The sequence below is a fragment of the Streptomyces sp. NPDC005866 genome, from assembly GCF_040629895.1.
Classification (GTDB): Bacteria; Actinomycetota; Actinomycetes; order Streptomycetales; family Streptomycetaceae; genus Streptomyces.
This window is the reverse complement of sequence record NZ_JBEXWP010000012.1, coordinates 94,848-117,727: the sequence shown is the minus strand read 5'-3', so window position 1 is coordinate 117,727 and position 22,880 is coordinate 94,848. Positions and strand designations below refer to the sequence as shown.

22 protein-coding genes and 1 pseudogene are annotated in these 22,880 nt (G+C 66.7%); 14 read left to right on the top strand and 9 right to left on the bottom strand.

Annotated features, from left to right (window positions below; all coding sequences use genetic code 11):
• Genes ABZ396_RS19630 through ABZ396_RS19620 form a run of 3 tightly spaced genes read right to left on the bottom strand, consistent with a single transcriptional unit; the run spans position 1 to position 2,892 of the window.
• Positions 1-1,308, bottom strand: coding sequence for an ATPase, T2SS/T4P/T4SS family (locus ABZ396_RS19630; RefSeq protein WP_358918994.1), 1,308 nt, complete (start codon positions 1,306-1,308; stop codon positions 1-3).
• Complete coding sequence (locus tag ABZ396_RS19625; RefSeq protein WP_358918992.1) at positions 1,305-2,144, bottom strand: hypothetical protein; 840 nt, start codon at positions 2,142-2,144, stop codon at positions 1,305-1,307. The genes ABZ396_RS19630 and ABZ396_RS19625 overlap by 4 nt, the downstream gene beginning before the upstream one ends.
• A 16-nt stretch (positions 2,145-2,160) precedes the next feature.
• Entirely contained in the window at positions 2,161-2,892 is a 732-nt protein-coding gene (locus ABZ396_RS19620; RefSeq protein ID WP_358918990.1) for a hypothetical protein, read from the bottom strand.
• 776 nt (positions 2,893-3,668) lie between these two features.
• Between ABZ396_RS19620 and ABZ396_RS19615 the strand changes: the two genes are divergently transcribed.
• Both ABZ396_RS19615 and ABZ396_RS19610 read left to right on the top strand, forming a co-directional pair.
• The gene (locus tag ABZ396_RS19615; RefSeq protein ID WP_359185184.1) at positions 3,669-4,142 is read left to right on the top strand and encodes a hypothetical protein; all 474 of its coding nucleotides are present in this window, start codon (positions 3,669-3,671) and stop codon (positions 4,140-4,142) included.
• Positions 4,143-4,160: 18 nt separating this feature from the next.
• On the top strand, positions 4,161-4,733 hold the full coding sequence (locus tag ABZ396_RS19610; protein WP_358918986.1) for a hypothetical protein: 573 nt from the start codon (positions 4,161-4,163) through the stop codon (positions 4,731-4,733).
• Positions 4,734-5,188: 455 nt separating this feature from the next.
• Here the strand turns inward: ABZ396_RS19610 and ABZ396_RS19605 are convergent, their stop codons facing one another.
• Entirely contained in the window at positions 5,189-6,205 is a 1,017-nt protein-coding gene (locus tag ABZ396_RS19605) for a hypothetical protein (protein ID WP_358918984.1), read from the bottom strand.
• The gene (locus ABZ396_RS19600; RefSeq protein WP_358918982.1) at positions 6,205-6,807 is read right to left on the bottom strand and encodes a hypothetical protein; all 603 of its coding nucleotides are present in this window, start codon (positions 6,805-6,807) and stop codon (positions 6,205-6,207) included. Before ABZ396_RS19600 ends, ABZ396_RS19605 begins: the two co-directional genes overlap by 1 nt.
• Before the next feature lie 485 nt (positions 6,808-7,292).
• Between ABZ396_RS19600 and ABZ396_RS19595 the strand changes: the two genes are divergently transcribed.
• The 12 genes and pseudogenes from ABZ396_RS19595 to ABZ396_RS19540 all read left to right on the top strand — a co-directional run bounded on the left by ABZ396_RS19595 (position 7,293) and on the right by ABZ396_RS19540 (position 17,733).
• Complete coding sequence (locus tag ABZ396_RS19595) at positions 7,293-7,973, top strand: hypothetical protein (protein WP_358918980.1); 681 nt, start codon at positions 7,293-7,295, stop codon at positions 7,971-7,973.
• A 1,881-nt stretch (positions 7,974-9,854) separates the two neighbouring features.
• Positions 9,855-10,517: a hypothetical protein gene (locus ABZ396_RS19590; RefSeq protein WP_358918978.1), complete on the top strand. Its 663-nt coding sequence runs from the start codon at positions 9,855-9,857 to the stop codon at positions 10,515-10,517.
• Between the two features lie 157 nt (positions 10,518-10,674).
• Complete coding sequence (locus ABZ396_RS19585; RefSeq protein WP_358918977.1) at positions 10,675-10,977, top strand: hypothetical protein; 303 nt, start codon at positions 10,675-10,677, stop codon at positions 10,975-10,977.
• A gap of 1 nt (position 10,978) precedes the next feature.
• Positions 10,979-12,223, top strand: coding sequence for an enoyl-CoA hydratase/isomerase family protein (locus tag ABZ396_RS19580; protein ID WP_358918976.1), 1,245 nt, complete (start codon positions 10,979-10,981; stop codon positions 12,221-12,223).
• A 50-nt stretch (positions 12,224-12,273) separates the two neighbouring features.
• Positions 12,274-13,146, top strand: a complete 873-nt coding sequence (locus tag ABZ396_RS19575) for a hypothetical protein (RefSeq protein ID WP_358918974.1) — start codon at positions 12,274-12,276, stop codon at positions 13,144-13,146.
• Positions 13,143-13,826 (top strand): hypothetical protein, encoded by a 684-nt coding sequence (locus ABZ396_RS19570; RefSeq protein ID WP_358918972.1) that lies wholly within the window; start codon positions 13,143-13,145, stop codon positions 13,824-13,826. Before ABZ396_RS19575 ends, ABZ396_RS19570 begins: the two co-directional genes overlap by 4 nt.
• Positions 13,827-13,997: 171 nt before the next feature.
• Positions 13,998-14,114 (top strand): annotated as a pseudogene (locus ABZ396_RS19565) (IS5/IS1182 family transposase); the annotation flags it as partial.
• A gap of 398 nt (positions 14,115-14,512) precedes the next feature.
• Positions 14,513-14,638 carry a hypothetical protein gene (locus ABZ396_RS19560; RefSeq protein WP_358918970.1) on the top strand — a complete coding sequence of 42 codons (126 nt, stop codon included), beginning with the start codon at positions 14,513-14,515 and terminating at the stop codon, positions 14,636-14,638.
• A 122-nt stretch (positions 14,639-14,760) separates the two neighbouring features.
• Positions 14,761-15,735 carry a transposase family protein gene (locus tag ABZ396_RS19555; RefSeq protein WP_358918968.1) on the top strand — a complete coding sequence of 325 codons (975 nt, stop codon included), beginning with the start codon at positions 14,761-14,763 and terminating at the stop codon, positions 15,733-15,735.
• 31 nt (positions 15,736-15,766) lie between these two features.
• Positions 15,767-16,102, top strand: coding sequence for a hypothetical protein (locus tag ABZ396_RS19550; RefSeq protein WP_358918966.1), 336 nt, complete (start codon positions 15,767-15,769; stop codon positions 16,100-16,102).
• A 479-nt stretch (positions 16,103-16,581) separates the two neighbouring features.
• On the top strand, positions 16,582-17,187 hold the full coding sequence (locus ABZ396_RS19545) for a hypothetical protein (protein ID WP_358918965.1): 606 nt from the start codon (positions 16,582-16,584) through the stop codon (positions 17,185-17,187).
• A gap of 45 nt (positions 17,188-17,232) precedes the next feature.
• A complete protein-coding gene (locus tag ABZ396_RS19540; RefSeq protein WP_358918963.1) occupies positions 17,233-17,733 on the top strand; it encodes a hypothetical protein in 501 nt (166 codons plus the stop codon).
• Here the strand turns inward: ABZ396_RS19540 and ABZ396_RS19535 are convergent.
• From ABZ396_RS19535 to ABZ396_RS19520, 4 genes are all read right to left on the bottom strand, one after another.
• Positions 17,723-19,204, bottom strand: a complete 1,482-nt coding sequence (locus ABZ396_RS19535) for a hypothetical protein (protein WP_358918961.1) — start codon at positions 19,202-19,204, stop codon at positions 17,723-17,725. The two genes, ABZ396_RS19540 and ABZ396_RS19535, sit on opposite strands and share 11 nt — an antisense overlap.
• A gap of 5 nt (positions 19,205-19,209) precedes the next feature.
• Positions 19,210-19,917, bottom strand: coding sequence for a hypothetical protein (locus ABZ396_RS19530; protein ID WP_358918960.1), 708 nt, complete (start codon positions 19,915-19,917; stop codon positions 19,210-19,212).
• A complete protein-coding gene (locus tag ABZ396_RS19525) occupies positions 19,907-20,224 on the bottom strand; it encodes a hypothetical protein (RefSeq protein ID WP_358918959.1) in 318 nt (105 codons plus the stop codon). Before ABZ396_RS19525 ends, ABZ396_RS19530 begins: the two co-directional genes overlap by 11 nt.
• A 487-nt stretch (positions 20,225-20,711) precedes the next feature.
• Entirely contained in the window at positions 20,712-22,547 is a 1,836-nt protein-coding gene (locus ABZ396_RS19520) for an FAD-dependent oxidoreductase (protein ID WP_358918957.1), read from the bottom strand.
• Positions 22,548-22,880: the final 333 nt, after the last annotated feature.

Here is a 22,880-nt window from a genome sequence, read left to right as displayed (position 1 = left end):
TCACCCCCAAGCCCCGTGCGGCTGGTAGCCGTAGGCCATCAGGTCCTCCAGGCAGGCTATGGGCGCATGCGGTACGACCCGGCCGTCATGGGCCTCCGCGAACACCTCGCTGGACAGCACCCGGCCGTCGACGCCGTTGACCTCACGGACCGAGGTGACCATGCGCTGGAGGCGGCCGCCGGTCTGGTAGTTGTTGCGCCGCTGGATGAAGACGACGAAGTTCACCGCGCCCGCGATCAGCATCTGGCTGGCCTCGATGGGCAGCCGCTCGGAGGCCTGGAGCGCGTACGTCGAGATACGGTTGAAGACTTCGCTGGAGCTGTTCGCGTGGATGGTCGACAGGGACCCGTCGTTACCCTGCGACATAGCGTTCAGCATGGTGACGATCTCGTCGCCGAGGACCTCACCGACGATGACCCGGGAGGGGTTCATGCGGAGGGACCGCCGGACGAGTTCGGCCATGGAAATCGTGCCCTGGCCTTCGGAGTTGGGCAGCCGCTCCTCGAACGCGACGACGTTCGGGTGCAGGTCGTGGAAGGTGTCGAGCCCGAGCTCGAGCGCACGCTCGACGGTGATGAGCCGCTCGTGCGGCGGGATCTCGTTGGCGAGGGCGCGCAGCAGGGTCGTCTTCCCGGCGTTCGTGGCTCCCGCGATCATGATGTTCTTACGGGCGCGGACGGCGCAGGCCATGAAATGGGCGACCTCGGGCGTCAGCGTGCCGTTGCCCACCAGGTCGGAGATGAAGACCTTGCCCATGCGGGCGCGGCGGATGGACAGCGCGGGCCGCCGGGTGACGTCCATGACCGCGGAGAGCCGGGACCCGTCGGGCAGCCGCAGGTCGAGCTGCGGATTGGCGGAGTCGAACGGCCGGGAGGACAACCCGGAGTAGGCGCCAAGCACCTGAATGAGCTCAATAAGCTCTTCATCGGTCTCGGCGACGGGCTCCCCTTTGCTCTCCCGCCCGTCGCTGTAGCCGACGAACACCTGGTCGCACCCGTTGATGTCGATGTTCTCGACCTCGGGATCGTCGAGCAGCGGCTGGAGCCGCCCGACCCCGAACAGCGCCGCGTGCACCGCCGCGGCGTACTGCTCCTCGGTCTCCGCGTCCAGCGGGGTGCGCCCGGCGTTGATCTCGGTGCGGGCGTAATCCTCCAGGATCTGGGCTATGACCGCGCGGGCGTACTGCCGTTCGTCCTCGGTGGACATCGGCGTGACGTTGGCCGCCTGGTCCTGCCGGCGCTGCTCGGCGATACGGTCGCCGGCGTCCTGCCGGAACCGCTTGACCAACTGGTGGTCGACAGCGGTCATCGGCCGGCCCCCGCATGGGGCGCCTGCGTCGGTACGGTCCAGGCGGCGCCGTACTGCTGGTGGAGGTCGGCGGTGACCTTGCGGGCCGAGCGGATGAGCAGGGACTTGTCGAGGCGCCCGCGCTTGCGGCCGGCCAGCTGGTCGGCGCCGGCGGGGTCGTCGGCGATGGTGCCGACGACGCGGGCACCGGTCTGGGCGTGTACGAGCATGTCGTTGACCTGGTTGACCAGCTTGCCGGCGCTGGTCGGGTCGGCGATCAGCACGACACCGATCAGCGGGGTCGCGAGGGCGCCGGCACCGCGCGGGCCGCCGTGCAGCTTCTGGGCGAGCGCGGCGGCACGGTCCCGGACGCGGGCGAGGGCCTCGGGCTCGGTGCGTGAGACGAGCAGGACGAGCGCGGCGTGCGGGAGGAGTTCGACGGCCGGGGTGTCGCCGCTGATCCGGCCGCAGTCGGCGATGACGTCGGCTGGGGCGTTCGGGGAGTCGGCGAGGGAGGCGAAGGCGTGCCCGAGGGTGGGCCATAGCCCGGCGAGCCCGGCCGCGTGCTCGGCGATACCGAGCCCGACGAGCACTTCGAGCCCACCACTCAACGGCTGCACATGATCCCAGAGTTGGTCGGGCACGAGCCCGCGCCGGGCAGTGGCTGCAATGGACAGCATGCCGGTGTTGGGGTTGAGCGGCCCGCCGTGTGCGGCGGCACTGCGGTAGACCAGGTCGCCGCCGGCCGGGTCGGCCTCGGCGAGCAGGACCCGACGCGGCCAGACCGCGGCCAGCGCGACGGCCGCGGTGGTGACGCCGGGGGAACCCTTGTCGGCGGCGAGTGCGATGAGCGCCATGGGCTGGGGCCGCCTTCTAGTTGCCGTTGCCGGGGACGAGGACGAGGGCGACCGAACCGGTGGCCGCAGCCTGGGCCAGCGGGGCGGCATCGTCGCTGTTCACGGTGAGTGTGACGGCCAGGTTGGTGCTGCTGACGAGGCTGTCGCTGCTGTTGCCGTCCGGCACGTAGCTGACCTTGGCCTGGCTGACGATCGGGGAGTTGCTGCTGCTCGACGAAGAGGAGGAACCGGAGGAACCGCCGGCCGAGGAGCCGTTGCTGCTGACACGGTAGGCGGCGACGACGTCACCGATCTTCAGCTGGGCCGGGTACTGGCCTTCCTTGAGTGAAAGACCGACAACGGCCTTGCCGGCGGACAGGGTGCCCCCCTTGTCGAACATCTGCCCCATGACGACCGTGTCCTTGTAGATGGTCGTCTTGGCCTTGTACGACTCCAGGCCGCTGAGCTGGGACCACTTGACGTAGTTGATGCTGTCGTCGGCCGCCACCATCACGGACGTCACGTTGTTCTTGTTGACGGACTCACCGGGCTGGATGTCGGCGGTCACCTTGATGACCTCGATCCGGTCACCGGCCTGCAGCACTAGCGTCGTCGCACCCAGCGCGCCCAGCAAGATCAGCAGCACGGCGAGCGCGGCCAGTGCCGGCTTGCGCTCCCGGGGGGCTGTAGGAAGCCGGTCACCGACCGAAGGCTGAACCGGACCGGCGGAACGACCGGCGCCCGCCCCCGTACGCTCTTGGATCTTCACGCAACCGCTCCCCGTTACACCCAAGACTTTGTCTGTCAAGAACTCTGAAACTATGTCAACGCTTTGAAAGCGGACACTCCACACCAATCACCTCAACTCGGCCAAATACTCGGCCGCAGGGTGAGTGTCAAGCGATCGCACCGTATCAGCCGCACATAAGCCCCTCAAGCCGCGCCCGGACACCTTGACCTCACTGAAATCGTCGTTGCGATCTGCAACGACGGGGACCCGTGCGGCAGTTGGGAGTAGGGGGACGTTGAGGGATACCGAACTGTGCGTCGGCGAATCCAGAACAGCCTGTTCGCACCCGGTCCGCATCCGCGGCCCTCACCACGCACCCATGAGGCTTGCACGAATTGCTCACGTCGACTTGACCGACACATGCCACGATCGTTGCCTGACGCGCGCGAGCGACGGACGGGGGCGACCGCCGAGATGAGATAGGCCGGGACGGATCCGGCCGGGGCGCGGGTGCCCAACTGTCTCCGGTGCTGTGCCGGTTGCTGGGCGAGCGGGCTGAGTAGGATCACCCGGCCGGGTGAAGGGTTCGCTGCCGGGAACGACTGTGAGGATGCCAGACCGTGACTGTGCCGCATCGCCATTCCTGGAAGCCTCCTGCGGGCGAGGAGCTCGTGGCGCGTGCCCCGGTGTCCTTCGCGACGGGCGCGGCGGACCGGGTCCGGGGGCGGCGCTGGTTCCGCGACCCCGATCGCCGTGAAATACAGGGCGAGTTGGCAGGGTGGCCGACGGGCCCGAGGTACCGGCTGAGGTCGAGGGTGGGCCCCATCGTGTGGGCCGTGCTGACGGCCGCGTTCCTCCTCGGGCTCCTCGTCCTGACCGCGGTCTTCGGAGGATCCGGAGTGGGGGGCGGCCCCGGCGGCTCGGGCTCCCTCGGCAAGAGCGAGGACCCGGAGAACGAGGAGAAGGACTTCCCGGTGCTGTGGGCGGCCCCCGGCACGATCGCCCGTACCCTCCCCTGGGAACTGGACCCCGATCGCCGCCCCGACACGGACGTCACGCACCTGGTCCTGACCGACCACCGCCTGCTGGTGCTCGGCGGGCTGCGGGACCCCAGGGATCCCCGGGAGGAAGTGCTCTGGGAGACGGACCTGAGCACGGTCGCCGCGGTCGAGCCGCGCCCCTTCAGTGCCGGCAAGCGCGACTTCAGGATCACCTTCACGGACGGTTCCTGGTGCCGGCTGACGTCCGTGGAGGGCCAGCCCCTCGTCAGCCGTCTGACAGCGGCCTGACCGAGAAAGGGGTACACCTTGGGCGGATCCGCCAAGCCCAGGCGCCCGAAGGCGGCTCCGGCCGCGCTGCGAGTCCGGGGTGCCGTCAAGAAGAAGGAGAAGAAGGACCTGGACGGTCTCTTCGGGTGCCTGATGTTCCTCGGCATCGGGGGTGGGATCGTCCTGGTGGCGCTGGGCACCATGCTCTGGGGCGACGACACCTGGCGGTGGGCGGCGCGGAACTGGCCGGGCGGGGCGTATGCCTTCGCGATGTGCCTCGGCGTGGCCGCCCCACTCCTGGTCGCCCTCTTCTTCCGGGCGCTGGACGGCGTGGACCGCAAGGCATGGAAGGCCCATCCGGCCCGGGCCCTGGGCTGGACCGTCCTCGCCGTCCTGGCAGTGGCAGCGCTGTTGCCGTTCCTGTCCCTGGCCTTCAACGCCATGGACAGCGGCAAGCGCAAGCACGGTTCGGTGGCGTCGAGTTGGGTGTTCGCCCATTACCCCTGGCTGTGGGCGGTGGGAATCGCCTCCACCCTCGCTTCGGCGGTGCTGGTGGTGTGGGCGGCGGTGTTGCTGGTACGACGCAGCGACGCGGCCGCCGGGACTGGCTGACCCGGACCGCTTCCTCCGGCAGGCCGGCCCTCTCGTACCGGGCCGGCGCTTCGTTCTTCGAGGTCTCCGACCCTCGATTGCCAGCACGCCGTGTCGCACCCACGTCAGTCGAGCGGAACTGCCCCCACCACCTCCTCCGCGAAGCGCCATGATCCGCGGTTGCCGGACCTCGGCACCTGCGGCGATCATGGTCTGGAGGACGTACTCACCCGACACGACCAGGCTGAGCTTCTACTCCGCCGTGGCGGTGGAACCGAACATGACGTCGGTGGCCTCCACCATGCGCAGCATGCGCGACTCCGGCTCCTCGTCGAACTGGAGGCTCACCCTCTTTCCCGACCTGTCCACGCCGTGGCATCCGTCACGGGGCGCCCATGATGCCTGCACGAATCGCTCACGAGGGGTATGGGGCCCACGCAGTGGGCCCCATCGGCACCCTGGACGACAACCGGGTCCTAGCGGTTCACCGACTGGATCTCCTTGACCGTCACGTTCTGCTCGAACGTGGACAGCCCGTCCGGCAAACCGGGCTGCTGCACCGGCCCGTCCGGATCGGCGGAGTCGGTCCAGGTCACCTTCCAGGTGATCGAGGCCTTGAAGGGATAGGTGCCGCTGCCCGACGACCTGCGGTACGTCACGTTGCAGCCCGCGTCCTTGCTGTCGACCGTGTAGCCCTTGTCGCCCTTGACCAGGCCGTACGTGCAGGTCTGCGGGTCGGCGTCCGAGGTGCCGGCATCGATCCTGAGGGCCACGGGGGTCGCGACGGTGGTCGCGGCCATCTGGACACCCTTGTAGTTGATGCTCGCGGTCGTCCAGACCCGGTCGAAGGCCCCGTCGAGCTTCACCCGCGTACCGAGGTTCACGACGAGCCGGTCCGCACGCGGGCTCAAGACCACGGGTGGGGTGGGCAACTCGGTGGAGTTGTATGCCAGTTCGGAGAGGGTCTTGGGGGTGAGCTGGTGGGGATCCTGCTTCGGCTGGGCCGGCGGTACCCAGATCTCCCAGTTGTCCGTGCTGACGGGGCAGGCATCGGTGTAGTTGTCATGACGGAACTGCACCTGCCACCACAGGCCCTTGTCGCCCTTGTGGTAGTCCTCTTCCTTCCGCTTCTTGGCATAGCTCGCCGCGGGTTCCTGCGCGCCGTTGTACGCGGACTTGATGAACGCCTCATACTCGTCCGGCGTGTACATGGGCTCGTACCAGCAGACCGGGGGCTTCCAGTTCGCGTTGGAGGACGTGGCCTTCGCGGTGGAGCGGCCGGAGCCGGCCTTGCTCTGGCTGATCTGGATGTGGGCGCCGATAGTGCCGTTGCCGGAGTTGGAGTCCGATCCAGGCTTGTCGTTCTGACCGGGTTCGGTCGTTACGGCGCCACCGCCTGTGGTGTCCACCGCGTACGCCGGGAAGCCCGTGCCGAGCGCCACAAAGAGGCCGACGGCCCCAGCCGTCCGGAAGCCCAGACGAACCCGCCTCATCACTGGCCCTGCACGCACTCCGCATCCCCCCTCTTCCAGCTCTGCTGCGTCACCTGCCAGTCACCGGCGGAGTCCCGCTGGGCCTGGACCGTGTTCAAGACGAAGCCCTTGTCACTCGACGGAGTGCGCTGCACCTTCCCCGTCTTGATCACCTTGTCGTACGCCTTGTTCTGGTCCTCGCAGTAGCGGGCCGCCGCCTTGGCTTTCGAGACGTCCGTGACCTTGAAGCCGTAGTACCGGTAGTGGCCGGTCACGGTGTGCCCTTCCTTCTTGAACTCCGCGACCCGGTTCACCCAGAAGATGCGGGCGTTGGCCGCGAAGTAACGGTTCAGGTTGACCGTCTGGCCATTCCCCTGGCCGAAGGCTTCGATTCGGGCCTGGGACGCGTATCCCACGTCCCGCAGGATCGCGTCCTTGGTCGCGTCCCCCGTCTCCTTCCGGTCGACGGCCACGGTGATGTCCGACGGGAAGTCGAAGCTCGGCGCGTTCTTCTCGGCCGAGGCGGAGGCCGACGGCGACGCGGAAGCCGACTCACTGCTCCCCGCCCCCTTGATCTTGTCGTTCGCCGAGCTGTTGCCGGAGTCGCTGCTGCAACCGGTCACAGTGATGACAAGAGCGGCAAGAACGCCGGCCCCTGCGGTCCTCCGTCGCGTGGTCAGCATGGGTGCTTGTCCCCCGAGGTAGATGATCGGCCTGCCGGAAGATGATCCCATGAGGGACGGGCGCGCGGCCAAGCGGTTCCAGAGGCTGATGCGACTCCGTAAAGTTCGTGAAGACACCTTCACATGCGGGAACCCGTACGTGTTCGTGAAGGAGCGCCAGTCGCCCCACCGATGCCTCGCCTGGCCCGGTGGCGGATGGCGACACAGTGGCCAGATCCGAAGTGCCCGGGCCCAGGCGTCCACGGATCTGTTGCCCGTTTGAGCCAGACAGTCCGCCGATGGCTTTACCGGCGCTCCTCGCACCCTCCGCGCTGCAGCACCCGGCGGAAGGGGATTCGGGAAAAGCCGGCCCGTCTGGAGCCGAGGCTAGAGTTGCCCAGCGCGCTGGTATGAACAGTGGCCCACCCCAGGGATCCTGGAGATAGATGGTGTTCGGCAAGAGCAAGAGCGTCGACGAGCCGCCCGTCCCCGTCGTGCCCTGGGCAGACGCCTGGGAGTTCAGCATCACTGATGTGGAACGTCCCGTCACACCCCATCGGGGGCGTCCCGTGCTCGGCATCCGCGCTGTCAGGGTTCCGCGCGGTGGAGGTGCGCAGCGGGTCAACGCTCCTTGCGCGTTCCTTCCCCCGCAGGCAGCGACCAACGATTTGTGTCTGTACGAGGACACGGAGACCGAGAGCCTCCTGTGCTCGGTGGATGATCTGGAGGGGGCGGACGGCGCCCGCCCTTACCGAGTCCGTGACCGGCAGGGCCAGGTCGTCGGCACCGTTCGCCGTATCCCGCCGCTCAAGCACGCCCTCAAGCCGACGTGGCGCATCGAACAGCCCGGTCATCCCGAGATCGTGAGCAGTGCCGAGTGGGTCAAGGGCGGGCTCACCGAAATGGTCCAGAAGGGTACTGGCAGGTTTCTGCTGGGCGCCCTGCAGGCCATGGCCGACATGGGGGCCGAAGGCGGCGACCAGCCCGCCAAGTCGCGCACACTCGAATGGAGGGCCGGTGGCGAGTTGGTCCTGACATCCGACGCCGACCGCCGCTTCCTGGTCCGGGCGGCGTGGCTGGACCGACGCCTGGCCTTCGCATACGCGCTGCTGCGCGCCCGCCCCTGAGCCCCCACCTCGATCACGGCGCCCTCGGGGCAGATGTGGCATTCGGCAGGCGAAGGAAGCGCCGGTGGACCGGTCGGCTGTGCAAAGGGAGACCAAAGGACTGAGGTACGCCACAGCGGCCGTACCCGCCGCTGTGCGACTCATCCACTGTGCACTGAACAACGAGTAAGTGACCGTGTCACAACGGCAGAAGCACACTACCGGAAGCGGTCTGCGGAGCTGAGCGGGGACAGCCTGTCTGGACATGGCCAGGCCCGGGGCCAAGTCTCGCGAAGCCCGGGGAAGGGCAGCCGGTCTCCGGGCTTGAGATGGTATGGGAGTTCGCGTTGGCGAACTCGGAAGCCTACAGATAGCGTTTGGGCCACCGACCGATCCATTGCAGCACACACGTTACAAGGGTTTGCAGTGTCTCCCGATGCCACCCCGAAGGCCTCCTCAACCGGCGCCGGAACGGACATACCGCGCCCGCGAACCGAACGGCCCACAGATCGTATTTCGCATTCTCGACAACACTTGTCTCACGGGGAGTCCACTGCGAAGCGCCGGCCTTGCCCGTCGCGCTCGCCGCGACCCCAGCGCTGCCCACTGATGGCATGCGGGGCCGGGACGACAGCAGTTCAAACGCCGACGACAAGGAAGCCGGGGCGGGCGGCTTCCGGCGACAGGTCCGCGTCCGCGTCCGCCTCACCCAGCGCGTCAGGAGCGAGACGCCCCACGGACACCCTGCCATCGGACATGCAGGACGTGTTGGACGGCAGGAAGACAGCTGTCGTCACACCGATGCGTTCGCCGGAGGCATCAAGTCACGACACGCGGCATGAGTCGTAGCGCGCGGCGACCGTGACCGCGCACTCAAGTTGCGCCTCGAAGGCGGCCTCCGGCGTGAACCACCCGACATCAGTGCATGGTCGCCGCCGCCCGCCCGCCGACCGAACTGTGAACATTCTCTTCCACATTCACGCCACTCACGACAGGCCTTCTCCATCAACGCTTTCCGTTTCCGCTTCGTCGGCTTCGGGGTGGAAGGTGGCCGCGAACGGATACGGCCCATAGTGCGGATAGTGGGAGGGAATGTCCGCCCCCCCCCTTGCGCGCAAGATGCGCCAACTCACGATAGCTCCGGGCCCGGGCCCGGAGATTCTGGCGCGCAGGGTTTGCCCAGTGGGACACGGCGGTGCGTACATAAATAAAGAGCAGGATCAGTACGACGGCGGCGGCCACGACCGTATAGGCAACTCGGGCCGTACTCGACTCCCAGTACTGGACCACGCCGCCCCAGTACACCGCCGCACCGAAACCGGTGATCGCCAGAGGTGCGCCTATCTTGAACCCCGCATCGAACGTCGCGGTCTTGTCCTCATGCCGAATCCGCAGCATGGGAAGGGCCGCCCGGTCGTGGAGGAAGTCGAAGCGGAGTTCTCTGCCCGACTTGCTCTGCCAGCGCCTTGACGGCAGGGGCGGCGGCGATCACCTCCCCAGGGACCAGCCGCACGGGCTCTGCGCCCCGGCGACCGATGAATTCCCATTCGTCGAGGTCGTCGTCTCCCACACGATCGTCGGTCGGCTTGCCGCGAATCATATGCGGGCCCACCCCCGTGGCCGCAACCGGAAATGACCTTAAACGGCGCCGAATCATGAAGGACTTGGGGAAGGCTGTCGTGACTGGAGAGACGCTGATCGATGAAGAGCCTGGCTGCGCATCCGCGGAGCCGTCTCGGTGCCCCCGGCGGCGCTTGGGCACAATCGGGAAACGGATCATTCTTCAGTGTCCAATTCACTACATATTATCCAATTTGGCTAGGAAGTGGGCATTGGCGAACCGGGAATCCCCCAGATAGCGTTGGGTTCTTGACACACTTCTGACTCACGGGGGAGTCCACAGTGAAGCGCCGCACTTTGCCCGTGGCCGCCGCGCTGGCGGCGACCGCCGCACTGCTACTGACGGCGTGCGGGAGCGGGGACGACGACGGCTCCAAGGGCAGCGACAAGATCACGGGGGCAGGCGCCGGAGAGTCAGGATCTCCGGCGCCCTCGGCGTCGGTACCGGCTGAGAAGAACGCGCCGAGTTTCGACTTCCCGTCGGACATCAAGGTGACCGTCGACGGGGAGTCGACAGGAGACGCGACGAAGGACGCGATCCTTCGGGACGTGGCCTATTCGGCCCAGGCCAACGTCGAGGCGTTCACCAAGGGCGACAGCCAGGCGGCCAACCTGGACCGTTATTTCGCGGGCTCCGCGCTGACCTACTGGTCCCAGCGGGTCGAGACCCTCAAGAAGGACGGGCTCACGCTCACCGGTGACTACCGGTACTACAAGTTCGAGGTCACGGACGTCACGAACGGCAAGACCGCGGCGGCTCACTACTGCGAGGACCAGAGCCAGGCCTTCGGCAAGGAGATCAAGACCAACAAGGTGCGGCGCACCGAGCCGAGCGACAAAGACTTCGTCCTGTACACGCTCCAGGCCGCGCGGGATTCGGCCGGCGACTGGCAGGTCACGCAGCAGAACTGGAAGAAGGGGGACGCTACGTGCGTCCAGGGCTGAGGGCCTACGCTCTCCGGGCGGTCATCCCGGTGGCCGCGGCGCCAGTTCTGGTGGCTGCGTCGGGGATCGGCTTCCCGGCCTACGCGGGTGACCCCCGGTCGGGCGGCGAAGGCACGGGGACCAGCCAGACCACCCCGCCCGACGAGTGGAATCCGACATGAGTGACCTGCGCCTCGAAGACACGATCTTCCAGGACCTGAAGAAGACCTTCTCGTCCATCAGCGACCGCATGGAGACGACCCGCCGCACGCTCCGCAGCGCGGATGCTTCAGCGGTCGGCGAAAAGCAACTCGTCGAAAACGTCCAGGACTTCGCCGACGACTGGGAATACGGCATCAAGCAGCTCGGCAAGCACACCCAGGGTGCCGTGAAGATGATCAACAAGATCGCGGAAAGCTTCGGCAAGCTCGACCTGGACTTGGCCGAGTCCCTCAAGGCTCCGAAGCAGAAGGGCAAGTGACGTGGCTGGGCAGCGACCGGCCTTCCCCCACATAGGCTGGGACCCCACGCCCGGCAGCGTGGAGGACACCCGGGATCTCGCAAAGCAACTCGGCAAGCTGGCAGGCGAGCTGGGTACGGCGCTGTACGAGCTGGAGCGCATAGAGTGCGGGGCCTGGAAGGGCAAGACCGCGCTCGCGTTCACCGAGTACATCGGCAAGGACGTCACCCCGCTCGTCCGCAAGAGCCACGACTCCTTCGACAAAGCCTCGCGCGCACTCCACCGCTGGGCCAGCGATCTCCAGGACTTCCAGGACCGTGCGGACCGGCTGGAGAAGAGCGCCGGGGAAAAGCTCGACGCCAAGGCGACAGCCGAGGGGAAAGCGGCCGGCAAAGGCAGCGACGAACTCGCTAAGGCCTCCGGCGCGGTGGACGGAGTCATCCAGAAGGTCCACGAGTTGGAGGAGGACTACCGAGCGGCCGCCCGCCAGATCAGCAAGGAGCTGGACAAGGCAGGAGACATCGCTCCTGACGAACCCGGCTTCTGGGACAAGCTGGGACACGGGATCGCCAACGCGTGGGACGCCACCGGTGACTGGATCAAGGAACACGCTGACCTGATCAAGTTGGTCGGTGACCTGCTGGGTGACCTGAGCGGCATCCTGACGGTACTGGCGATCATCACCGCGCCGTTCGAACCGCTCGGTGCCATCTTTGCCGTCGCTGCGGTGGTCAGCAGCGGACTGGCACTTGTCACCCACCTCGTGGCGAAAGCAGCGGGCGCGGACGTCGGCTGGACGAGCATCGGGCTCGACGCGCTGGGGGCGATCCCGGGCATCGGGGCTTTCAGCAAGGGCGTCAAGGTCGCCGACGAGGCCACCGCGGTGGCCCGCGCGGCCAAACTCGGCCGTGGCTTCGAGGGGGCGGGGACCAGCGGCCGGAACATCATCGGTGTGGGCAACAGGGTCGCCGGCGCCAAGAGTTTCAAGGTATTCGGCAAGACGGTCGGTCTGTGGGGCAGCAAGTCCGGAGGAGTCATCAAGGCCGAGGGCATCATGAACCGGATGAGTCTTGTCGCCGAGAAAAACATCCGTAACGGGCAGTGGCTCGGAACCCGTGGCATCCCTGGCCTGAAAAAGATCGACTCCATGAGCGTGCTGGGACGAGGCATCGACTCGGCGATCAAGATCGCACCGAAGGCGTTCTCGATTCCGTCGCACATCGGTGACCTGGGGGACCGTTTCCACGAATCCGCCAAGGCACACTGAGAGGACACAAGGCTGTGGACTGGTATCCGGCTCCTGGGGAGACTCCGCGCATGCGGGTCGAGGTGGCCTTTGCGACCGGCATCGCACCCCCTGTCGCGGGACTGCGCTCTTTTCGAGACACAGAGAGGCGCGACATCGAAGCCGAGCTCGGCTGGCCGCCAGGTCCCGGTTTCACCCTGCGAAGTAAGCCCGACCGAGTCGGAGTGCGGGCCTTGGACATCGCACTGCTCGGTATTCCGCGCCTCCTCAACATGGTCGCGAACGCGGGCGCGGCCAGTGGCACTCTGTTCGGTGAGCCGGTCGACGTCGGGAAGCCGCGGGAACCGGAGAACGAGGTGGATGACTTTCCCGTGATGTGGGCGGCTCCTGCCGGCGCGGCACGAACCCTCCCCTGGCAGCTCGACCCCACCCGTCAGCCCAAGAAGTACCGGACGGAGCTGGTACTCACCGACCAGCGCCTCCTCATCCTGGGAGGGGACACATCCGCCGAGCCTGAGCCCGCCGAGGAACTGTGGGCGACTGCCCGCGATGCGGTCGCCCACATCGAGCGAATGCCGTACTCGGAAGGAGGGTCGGACGTCAGAGTCCGTTTCACGGACGGATCCTGGACGCGTTGGAAGGTCGAGGAGCCGCTCAAGCTCGTGGGACGCTTCCAGAACGACCGGCAGCCGGTGGCGGAGGGCGACCTCACGCCGCAGCAGCGCGAGCGCCTCACAGCGCTTGTGGCATCCCCTCCCCTGTACGTCTCACGGTCGATCGGCAAGGTGCTTCCCGTCACGGAGCCACCGTCTCTGGAACGCTTTTCGGACGGCACTGTGATGGTCGAACTGCGCGTGCCCATCTCCAACGGCACCGTCAAAACCGTCACTCGCTATCTGTTCCTGGACGGTACGGACGACATCACGAAGGACCGCCTCCCATGACGGAACCGATCCAGCTGACCGCGACTGCGGCCGAAGAGAACATCCCGCCGATGTCGTTCGTCGTCCCGGACGGTTTCCACGCCCTACCTGTGGGCATCCCCGACGACGAGCGAGCGTCAGCGACCGCAGAGTTCGTACGCGGCGTCTATCCCGGCGGCGACGACGTCCTGTGGCAGTCGACGGCGCCCTTCTACGAACTGGTCGCGGAAGCCATGGCAACCGCGGGGCTCGCCTACTCGGCGTTCGGTCTCTTCTCCCTGGACTCCGGTGGGGTGGCGCACTGCTCCTTGAGCGTCGCGGCGTACCTCACCGATCACCCCGACCCGGACATCGCCGCGCAGGGCATTCTGGCGGTCCTCACCTCCGAGGCGACGAACGACGCGCGGTGGCTCGACCTGCCCTGCGGCCCGTCCGTCGTCAGCATCACGGTGCGGGAACTCACCCTCAATCCCGAGGTTACGGCGAGCGGTGAGCAGACCACGCTCCACACCGGCCAGATCCAGGTCCACATACCGTTTCCGAAGGGGTCCTACACGGCTGTCTTCACTCTGGACACCGCCGCAATCGACTACTGGGACGAGTTCTGCAACATGATGACGGCTGTCCTCCAGACCGTCTCGTTCCCGGATGCGGCCGAGGAAATGTCCGACAGCGACCGGCCCGGCGAGGCATACGTCTGACGGAGCCACCTGACACCCGGATGCCGCCGTCTTCCACGGCTGTCCGCGACTGTGACACTGGGCAAGCAGTTCGCTTTCGTGGGGGCTCAGCCCTTCCAGTGGTTCCTGTACACGGAGTTCGTCAACTCGGGGAGCGGGCAAGCCGCTAGGGCGTTTCGTTCGGATCATCTGATCGTTGGTCCGGGTGTGCCGTTGACTGACGGGCTGTGGGCGCGGATCGAGCCGTTACTCCCGGACCGGACACCGAAACGGGGTGGCCGGTGGCGGGATCACCGTGAGGTAATCGACGCCAGTTTGAACGGGCCGGGGCACGCCAGGGCCAAGGAGGGGAGGCCGACCCTCCGCGCCCACGGCCCCGACCAGGTCTTCGAAGCACCCCATAGACTCCCCAATGGCCACATTCGTAGGGAAGTTCGCGTTGGCGAACCGGAGTCCTTGGAGCCAGCGTAGGAATCTCTTGACGAACTTCTGACTCTCGGGGGAGTCGACTCTTGAAGCGCCGCTGAACGCTGCCGCACACGCGTTCCAGCGAAGGACACCGTGGCCCGGACTGCAGATCCGAAAGGACCGGGCGGACTCCTGCGCCCGACGGCGCCCCTCCCCCGTCGGGTGCCTTCCTGCCGTGAACGCGAAGAGCGCTGGGCGGCCGACTGCCGCTGGCTCTGTATGCGGAGGGGAATCGGTGCATGGCTGACCGGCTGGTCGTGGACGGCGGCGAACTCGCCTATTTCATGAAACTCCTGAATAAATCAAGCAGCTCATTGAAGGGCCTACGCAAAGCCTTGAGTGATCAGGGTGATTTCAGAGTCTGAGTGATCTTGGAAGCGTGCAGGTCACGGCGGTGTGACGATGTGTGCTGGGTGCGCGACGCAACGCAACGAAGCTCCGTTGTGGAGGTGACCTTCCCAAGTCGCCTTCGCTCAAAGGAGCTTCGATGTGCGGCCAGTCTGCCACCGTCTGCCTGACCAAGTCGCCCACCCGTCAGCATCGGTCGATCGGTGCGCTGGCGCTGCAGCTGCAGACGCTGGCTGATCCGCGCTCGCGGCGCGGGAAGCGTCACCCGTTCGTGGCGGTGCTGCTGGTGGCCTGCTCGGCAGTGACCGCCGGAGCGCAGTCCTTCGCGGCCATCGGGCAGTGGGCCAAGAACGCGCCGCAGGACGTCCTGACCCGGCTCGGGGCCCGCACCGCCACCGTGCTCGGTGTGCGGGTGGCACCAAGTGGAGCGACGAATCGCCGGGTCATTCTTCACACCTGCCCCGGCGGCCTCGCCGACCCGCTGGGATGCGAGCCGGACGGGAGCGAGACGGTGGCTGTGGACGGCAAGAGCGCCCGCGGCTCGCGCCATGGCACTACCGCAGCCGCCCATCTGCTTGCCGCGATGACCGGCGGCGGGCAGACCGTCACCCAGCTGCGCGTGCCGGACAAGACAAACGAAATCACCTGCTTCGCCGCCCTGTTGGAACCGTTCGACCTGACCGGTATCACCGTGACCGCAGACGCCCTGCACACCCAGCGTGATCACGCCCGGTTCCTGGTGGAGGCCAAGAAGGCCCACTACGCGTTCATGCAGTTCGGCTGGTTCGAGTTCCCGAACCCGGCCCGGCCGGGGGAAGCGCTACCCATGGTGTTCGGTCGGCACTGGGGAGTCGGCTGGTGGAGCCGCCGTATGTCGCCGCGTGTGGGAGCGGAGCTCAAGGCCCAGATCGGCGAGGTGTGGCTCGCCGGCGACCCCCGTTTCATCGGGGTGCTGGCCGCGCCCGCGTCCGACGGGTCGACGCCGCGCCGTTTCCGTTTCCTTCATCAGCAGACCGGGGCGGACTGGGGACTTCGTGGCGTCGCCGACTGGGGGGCCGCCGCCGAGGACATCGAACGCGGTCGTCGCGCCGGGATCGTGCCTGCCCGTCCTTGAATTCCCGATACCGACGAAAACTTCGAGAAGCATGGACACAGCACCCAAGGTCATCATCGACGATTCGGCCAGCGACCCGAACGCCGGTATCTGGTTCGCCGTACCCGGCGGTTTCAGAGAGCTGCCCATCGACGCCCTCCTCGCCGGCCCCGGCTCCACCGAGGCGGACCGGCTGCGTCAGGCGGTGGCCACCTTGGTGGAGACCCTCCCGGACGGCGTCACCAGCAGTAGTTCTTCGCCCAGTTGGCATCTGGACAACAGCTTCTTCGCGCCCTGCGGGAGGTGGGCACTGTCCACTGCGCCTTGGGCATCCACCGCGACGACGTCGCGGGCGGCGGCGAAACTCTGCACTCCCTCTTCACCGTGACGTGGCGGGACATCGCCTGGGCCCCGCGGTCGGTGAGTGCGGCGCGAGCGGTGGCGACGGCAGGGCAGCATTCTCACGTCGAGTACCTGGACCTGCCAAGCGGACCGGCGTCCATGAGTGAGACCGTGCACACCCCGTTGTCCCCTGAGTCCGGTCTCCCGTCGACCCCACTGCTCCAGATCCACGCCTACCTTCCCCACCCAGACCACAAGCGCATGGCCGTCCTCACACTGAGCACGACCGCGACGGAGCGACGTGTCCAATACCGGGCGATCCTTCGCAACATCGCGGAACTCACCAGCTTCCAATCGCCCTTGGGCGAGGCATAGAAAGAGTCACACCAGTCTCATATCCCGTTCGCCCCGCTGGCGGAACGCCACCGTCCTGATACCGTCGGCCTGTCGCACGAAAAGCTTGCCGATTCCGTCAAGCCCGCGACGGACGGGACCAATTAACCAGCTGTGGGGAGGGTTCACTGCATGGGTGACGAAACACGTCGTACCGCCTTTGATGATCCGGACACCTTGCGCGCGTGGCAGCGTGCGCGACGGCGGTCCACGGCCGCACTGACTTTCTGGAGCCTCTCCCTGCCCGGCTTCTGGGTACTGGCCACACTCTTGTGGGAGTCGATGGTGGGGGGATCACTCCCCGTGTACGTCATGGTTCCACTGGTCCTTGTGTCAGCTGTCGGAATCGGCCTGTCGGAGCGCCGACGGTCACACGTCAAGCAGATGAAGGGCATCCTGACGGTCTACGCGTGGCAAGACCACCCGCCGCTCCAGAGCGTTCTTCCCGGAGACGTGGCGCACTTTCAACTTCCCGATCCGGATGCCTCGAGCAAGAAGGTCAGTGTCGTCGCTCTGCGATACGGGCTTGGTAAGCGCTGGCGGGCCTCGATGACGGATGCCCGAGCCCAGGGGTTCGCTCTCGCCGGTGACCCACGCTTCGGCGTAGTGATCACACCGCGAGGCCAACATGCATTTGTCGCCGTGCGTCCCAAGCACCCACCGCTCACCAGCGGACGCCCGAATGGAGTGGATGAAGTTTCTTGGCAGCAGGCGCAGGCGGCTGGGATCACCCACTGACAATTCGCGGTTAAGACAGCCCAAAGAGACGAGAGGGACGTTCCAGTGCCTGAGTTCCTGTACACCCCACTCGACCGTCAAGAGGACGTCCTCGACGGTATGTTTCAGGGGCATCTGGACGTCATGGGGAGTTCCGGAAAGGCCACTTCGCGAAACCCGAAGAAACCGGATGGCGGCATAGGGATCATCCTCTTCCCGGCACTGGTCGACTCGCTCGACGGTGTGGGCGCACTGCTGCAGAGCGGGCGGGGCACGTTCAAGTGCACCGACGTCATCGGACTGCCGCTGAAGTTCAAGCTCAAGGACGGCCGTATGACGATCAGTCATCGCTGGACGCTGGTCGACGAATCATCGGCGCAGTCCACAGCCACCGCCCTCTGGACGGCGGCGCAGCAGCTGACCGGAAACCTCCTCGGCCGCATCACGGAACCTACTGGACACACCGAAATCGCCGATGACGGAACCATCAGATACATCGACTTCCGCGTCCAGGTGAAGGAATCCATGACGCGGTTCAACGCGTCGAGGGAGCGAATCAACTACTGAAAGCCGCCCTGGCAGACAGGATACCGGGCTTGTAACCGACGCCGCTGTCACCATAGCCACCGACGGTGTCCATCAATACTCCGCTGGTATCAAACTTGGCACCGAAGAACGCGGTGTTGACCGTGGCCTTGGTGACACTTGTGAGGAATCCCTGAGTGGCTCCCACGACGGCCTTGCCCGTCGGGGTTTTCCCAGCCAAGGTCATACCTAGCGCCTGATACTGCCGACGCGTCATGTTCATCACGCTGTTCTTGTACATGACCTGTCCGACCTTGTTGAAGCCCTTGCTCACCAGCGAGCCGGTGCCCACACCGATGGCGTTACTGACGGCGTTACCCAGAGCATTCTTCTTTACATCGCCCCAGCCGCCGTTCAGGGCGTCCTTGAGCGTGTTCTTGAATTCTCCCTTGGCAAAGGTGAAGGCGACCTTCCGGAAACCCTTGAGATCCTCGCCCATGTGCCACAGCTTGATCAGGCGGCTACAGGCGACTTCCGCTTTCCTGACTTTGATGGCAAAGCTGATCCCCTTCACAAGCCTGCCGGCTTTGGCCAACATGGCCAGCTTGCCCACTACCGGGATACAGTCCAGTACCGCGAAGAGAAGATCTCCCCAGCCGGCCTTGCCTTGTGCGAACTTCGCGATCGTATCTGCCAGTACGACCAGGGCGGCAGCTAAGACGATCAGAGCAAATATGGGGCCGGTGAAAAAGAGCAACAAAATACCGGCGACTGCAACGAAAACCTTGCAGAACGTGACAAAGCCGTCCCAGTGGTCCGCCACCCAGTCCCCGACCTTCTCGTACCACTTCTTGTTGTGGATCCCCGCGTCGGAGGCGCTGTGGATGTCGTGGACGAGTTTCGTGGCTGCCTTGTCCTGGTCCTTGCCCGCGTTCTCCGCCTTCGTCCTCAGCTCGGCCAGTTGGGACTGCAGGTTGTTGACCTGGCTCTGCATCGCCGTCTGGTGCTGGTTGGCGTGCTGGGCGTCGCGGGTAGCCTTGCGGACCTTCTCCGGGTCGGGTGCGGGTGCACCACCGGTGGGGTTGTTGAGCTTGTCCTGCGCTGACTTGGCGCTGTTCGCCGCGGTGGTGGCACCGGCCAGCCGGGACTGCGCCCGGGAGAGGTCTCCGCGCAGGGTCCGGGCCTTGGCGAGTGCGTGGTCCGCCGTCGTCTGGACGTGCTCCAGCGTCCCGGCGTAGGTCAGCAAAGCGCCCGAGACAATGTCGTACGAGTCGTGCAGCTTCTGCAACTGTCCGGGCAGCTTGCCGATCTGGTCCTTGAACGCGTCCGTGGCCTTGCCGGCCGATTCCTTGAGGACGGAGTCCTTCGAGGCGGAGCGTATGCCCCTGAGCACCGTGGCGACGTCTTCGACGAAGGTCTTGTACCGCTGGCCCTGGAGTTTGACCTCGTGCGGGTCGCCGGGCGTCGGGTCGTCGTGCAGGTCGAGGTTGTGCCAGTCGGTGGGGCGGACCATTGAGCTCAGCTCTCCGTGTCGAGGTCGGCGCGGTGGACGAAGCGGAAGGTGCTGGTGATGAGGTCGAAGAGCTCCAGCATGGGCTCTGCGAGGGCCAGTTGGGGTGTGCTGGCGCTGATGACGGCGACCTTCGGGTTGCCGCCAGGGAAGGGGACGAGGGTCTGCATCATCACCGCGCGGTAGCTGCGGTTGTCGTCGGGGATCTCGATGTCCTCGATGCCTTCGGTACGCGCGGCCTGGCCGGCGTCCGGTAGCTCGACCAGGCGCACTCGGCGCCATGGATCCGTGGGCCGACGGCCGGGGGCGATCGGCGTCAGGACGCCCATGAGCGTGTCGAGTCCGGTGACGGCGGTCTCGCCGGTGGTCTCGTTCACCGCCGTGCTCACGCTGACCGTGAGGCTGGCCACCATCGGCTCGTCATCGACGATCTCGCACATCGAGCCGGAGTAGACGACATTGGCCTTCCGGGCCTCGCGCGCCACCTTCTTCAGGGTCCTGATCAGCTCGGCCTGATGCTGGGCCAGTTCCGGCCGCTGCTTGACGCGCTCCGCCACGACCTCGCGGATCGAGCGGTTCACTGTGGCCGGGTGGACGTCGAACTCGTACCACGTGCTGGGGACCTGGATGTTGATTCCGATGACGTCCCCGGGGGCGGCTCCTGCGAAGGGGTCCTCGGCGGTGGGCTCAGCGGCGTCGGGGGCCTCAGTTTCCACCCTTGCCCTCCTTCTCGTGCTTTCGGACGGCGTTCCGAAGATCGGTGTCGAGCTTGGTCATCTTGTCGACGATCTCCTGCGCCATCTTCGCCACGTTCTCAAGGCCGACGTCGATCTCCTTACGGCCGTCCTTCCAGCCGTGCATGAAGTCTTCCATCGCGTCGAAAGCCGCACTTGAGCCCAGCTCGCCGTTGCCCAGCTTCCGGTCGACCTGGCCGGTGTCGTCCATGCGCTGCTTGATCGACCGCAGTTGCCCTGCCAAGTCGTCGAGCCCGGCGAGGCTCAGGACGAGATCACCCTTAGGCATGTCTGGTTTTCCCCCAATAACCCAGAATGTGCTGCCGTAGCGCAAGTCGCCTTTGCAATGCGACCGTCGGAGCGTACTGCCCGTCACGCGTACGACGCCTGCCGACCGATCCATTGCAGCACACACGTTACAAGTGGCCATGGTGTCCGTCCGGACCATCCCGCGGCCCGTAGAGGCGGAACGGGGCACGGGGTTCACCCCTCGCCCCGCACGCCCGACCGAACGCAAACCTCCACAACGAAGTACAGAAATCACCGACCGCTTGCCCTTTGGCAATTCACCTCGGCGAACTCGCGGTCACACCAACACCACCAGCCACTTGAACGCCACTACGAGGACGAGTACGGCCCTCGACTCCACCCGCCGCCGCTCCCGCCTCACCCTGCGCGCCTACAAGCTCGACGCGCAGGGCGGGGTGACCAGGCACCGCGGCAAGCTCAAGCTCCTGACCGGCAGACGCCCTTCCGTCGCAACTCGGTTCCAGGTGCTACCCCAGGTCGAAGGTGTTGGGCAGCCCCAGCCGATAGCGCACCTCGTCGACCCGCTTCAGGGGCTCCATCTCCGGCGGCCGGAACAACTCCCAGATGTGACACCGCTGGGCGCCCGAATTGTCCGCATCCAGGAGTGCGTTGACGGCGCGTCGCGCGGACTCGTTGGCGCCCTCCATGGTCGCCAGGTCCACATCCGTGCGGACGTAGTCGCCCGCGAGGAAGAAGTTCGGCACCGCTGTCCTGGCCGATGGGCGGTTGTAGAGGGTGCCGGTGGGGTGGATGAGGAGCTGTTCGCGGTTCTGGGGGTCGGGGCCGCCGAGGCCGGTCACCGCCGGGTCCATGAACCAGCCGAGCCGGTCCTCGTCCCTGAGCGTCGTCTTGCCTGAGTCGTTCAGACCGTCCTTCAGCTGGGCCCACAGTTCGGCGACGATCTCATCCTTGGTGCACTCACGGGCCGTCTTGCCGTACAGGATGCCGGGCTTGTCCCACTCGGAGATGATCGTGGACAGGCATTCGTGGGCCTGCCCGTCTCCGTAGTCGCGCGAAAAGTCCCGTACGTCCCAGAACTGCGTCTGGCCGATTCCGGTGACCGCCCACGGTGAGTCGAGGCAGTTGATGTGGCCGTGCACGACGGGGGTGGGCGTGCGCAGGTAGAACATCACGCCGGTCATCCAGTCCGTCTTCAGCGCGTCGCATCGCCCGAGCTGCGGGTCGGCGGCGCGCAGGGCCGGGCCCCAGGTCACGCGCGCGTGCTCGACCGGGAGGGCCGAGACGTAGTGGTCGGCGGTGACGGTGCGCTGCCTGCTGCCGTCGCGCGCCGCCACCCGTACGCCGGTCACCCGGCCGCCGTCGTACAACACCTCCTGGACCTCGGTGCCGAGCACGAACTCGATGCCCAGGGAGCGCAGATGCGTCTCCCAGGGGTCGATCCACGCCTCGCTGGTCGGGGCGTTCAGCACCCGGTCGACGTCCGCGTCGCCGTCCATGCCGCGGCCGAGCAGGCCCCACAGGATGAGGGCCTCGATGATGATGCGGCCGACGGTGCGGGTGGAGGCGATCTCGGCACGGGTGGCGACGAGGTTGCGAGTCTGGCCGATGCCGAGCAGCACCTGGTACTCGCGGCTCATCTCGCCGGCGCGGATGAAGTCCCACCATGCGACCTTCTCCCAATGGCCCTCGCGGCGGGCGTCGCAACTGGTGAGGTGGACCAGGAGGCGGTCGGCGAAGTAGGCGGCCTCGGCGGCGGGCAGGTGAGTGCCGAGGTCGAGAACCGACAGGACCTGGTCGCGGATCCAGGACGGGGTGAGGTCGCCGGGGGCGGGCGGGGTGGTGGCCCGGCGGAGCGGGAAGTGCAGGTCCGGGCGGCCCGAGTCGCGCGCGAACAACTCCTCCGTGCCGTTACGGAGGTTGCCGTGGACGCCGTTGGCGTTGCCGGGGAAGGGGATGCGGCGCATGGTGTCCGGCAGGTTCCGGTAGAAGCCGGGGAAGAAGCGGAAGCCGTGCTCGCCGGGAAGCGGCTTGCGGCCGCCCGTTCCGGTGCCGGGGACGTCCATTGAGCGGGCCTTGCCGCCGAGGGCGTCGTAGTACTCGTAGACCGTGACCTGGTAGCCGCGTTCGGCGAGTTCGTGAGCGGCGCTGAGGCCGGAGACTCCGCCGCCGAGGACGGCGACGCGCTTGCCGGAGGAGGCCGCGGCCGCGCTGCCGGCAGCCCCTAAGGCGCCGACCGCTCCCCCTCCGACGACTCCGGCGACCGCTCCCCCGGTCGCCGTCAGGAAGCGTCTGCGGCTGTGTCCGTTGTGGCCCTGAGACTGCTGCGCGTGTTCTGTTGTCATGAGTACCGGAGGCTAGGGAGGGGCTCCGGGAGCCGGAAGCCCTATTTCCTGTCGCCTACAGCATCCTCACAAACACAAGGAGACAGCGATGCCGAGCGTGTTCGTATAAGGCCGGCCCATCCACTCGTATCTCGCGGCTCGCACCCGAGGCGCGGCGCGGGTCGGCGGCTGTACCTGTTCGAAATCCGATCTGAATCCGACGTGCGGTGCAGACCTGTCCCGGCGCGGCCGACCTCGCGACGACCGTCCCCCAACTAGTCTCGACCGGTCCGTCAGTCCCTCGCCGAAAGCGTCCTTCAGGAGACACTGCCGCGAGACTTCCTTCGGCAAACG

Excerpts from the sequence above, each read along its gene's own strand:
- ABZ396_RS19630 (WP_358918994.1), bottom strand. The coding sequence starts at position 1,308 with ATGACCGCTGTCGACCACCAGTTGGTCAAGCGGTTCCGGCAGGACGCC.
- ABZ396_RS19625 (WP_358918992.1), bottom strand. The coding sequence starts at position 2,144 with ATGGCGCTCATCGCACTCGCCGCCGACAAGGGTTCCCCCGGCGTCACC.
- ABZ396_RS19605 (WP_358918984.1), bottom strand. The coding sequence starts at position 6,205 with ATGAGGCGGGTTCGTCTGGGCTTCCGGACGGCTGGGGCCGTCGGCCTC.
- ABZ396_RS19595 (WP_358918980.1), top strand. The coding sequence starts at position 7,293 with ATGGTGTTCGGCAAGAGCAAGAGCGTCGACGAGCCGCCCGTCCCCGTC.
- ABZ396_RS19585 (WP_358918977.1), top strand. The coding sequence starts at position 10,675 with ATGAGTGACCTGCGCCTCGAAGACACGATCTTCCAGGACCTGAAGAAG.
- ABZ396_RS19575 (WP_358918974.1), top strand. The coding sequence starts at position 12,274 with ATGCGGGTCGAGGTGGCCTTTGCGACCGGCATCGCACCCCCTGTCGCG.
- ABZ396_RS19570 (WP_358918972.1), top strand. The coding sequence starts at position 13,143 with ATGACGGAACCGATCCAGCTGACCGCGACTGCGGCCGAAGAGAACATC.
- ABZ396_RS19560 (WP_358918970.1), top strand. The coding sequence starts at position 14,513 with ATGGCTGACCGGCTGGTCGTGGACGGCGGCGAACTCGCCTATTTCATG.
- ABZ396_RS19555 (WP_358918968.1), top strand. The coding sequence starts at position 14,761 with ATGTGCGGCCAGTCTGCCACCGTCTGCCTGACCAAGTCGCCCACCCGT.
- ABZ396_RS19550 (WP_358918966.1), top strand. The coding sequence starts at position 15,767 with ATGGACACAGCACCCAAGGTCATCATCGACGATTCGGCCAGCGACCCG.
- ABZ396_RS19545 (WP_358918965.1), top strand. The coding sequence starts at position 16,582 with ATGGGTGACGAAACACGTCGTACCGCCTTTGATGATCCGGACACCTTG.
- ABZ396_RS19535 (WP_358918961.1), bottom strand. The coding sequence starts at position 19,204 with ATGGTCCGCCCCACCGACTGGCACAACCTCGACCTGCACGACGACCCG.
- ABZ396_RS19525 (WP_358918959.1), bottom strand. The coding sequence starts at position 20,224 with ATGCCTAAGGGTGATCTCGTCCTGAGCCTCGCCGGGCTCGACGACTTG.
- ABZ396_RS19520 (WP_358918957.1), bottom strand. The coding sequence starts at position 22,547 with ATGACAACAGAACACGCGCAGCAGTCTCAGGGCCACAACGGACACAGC.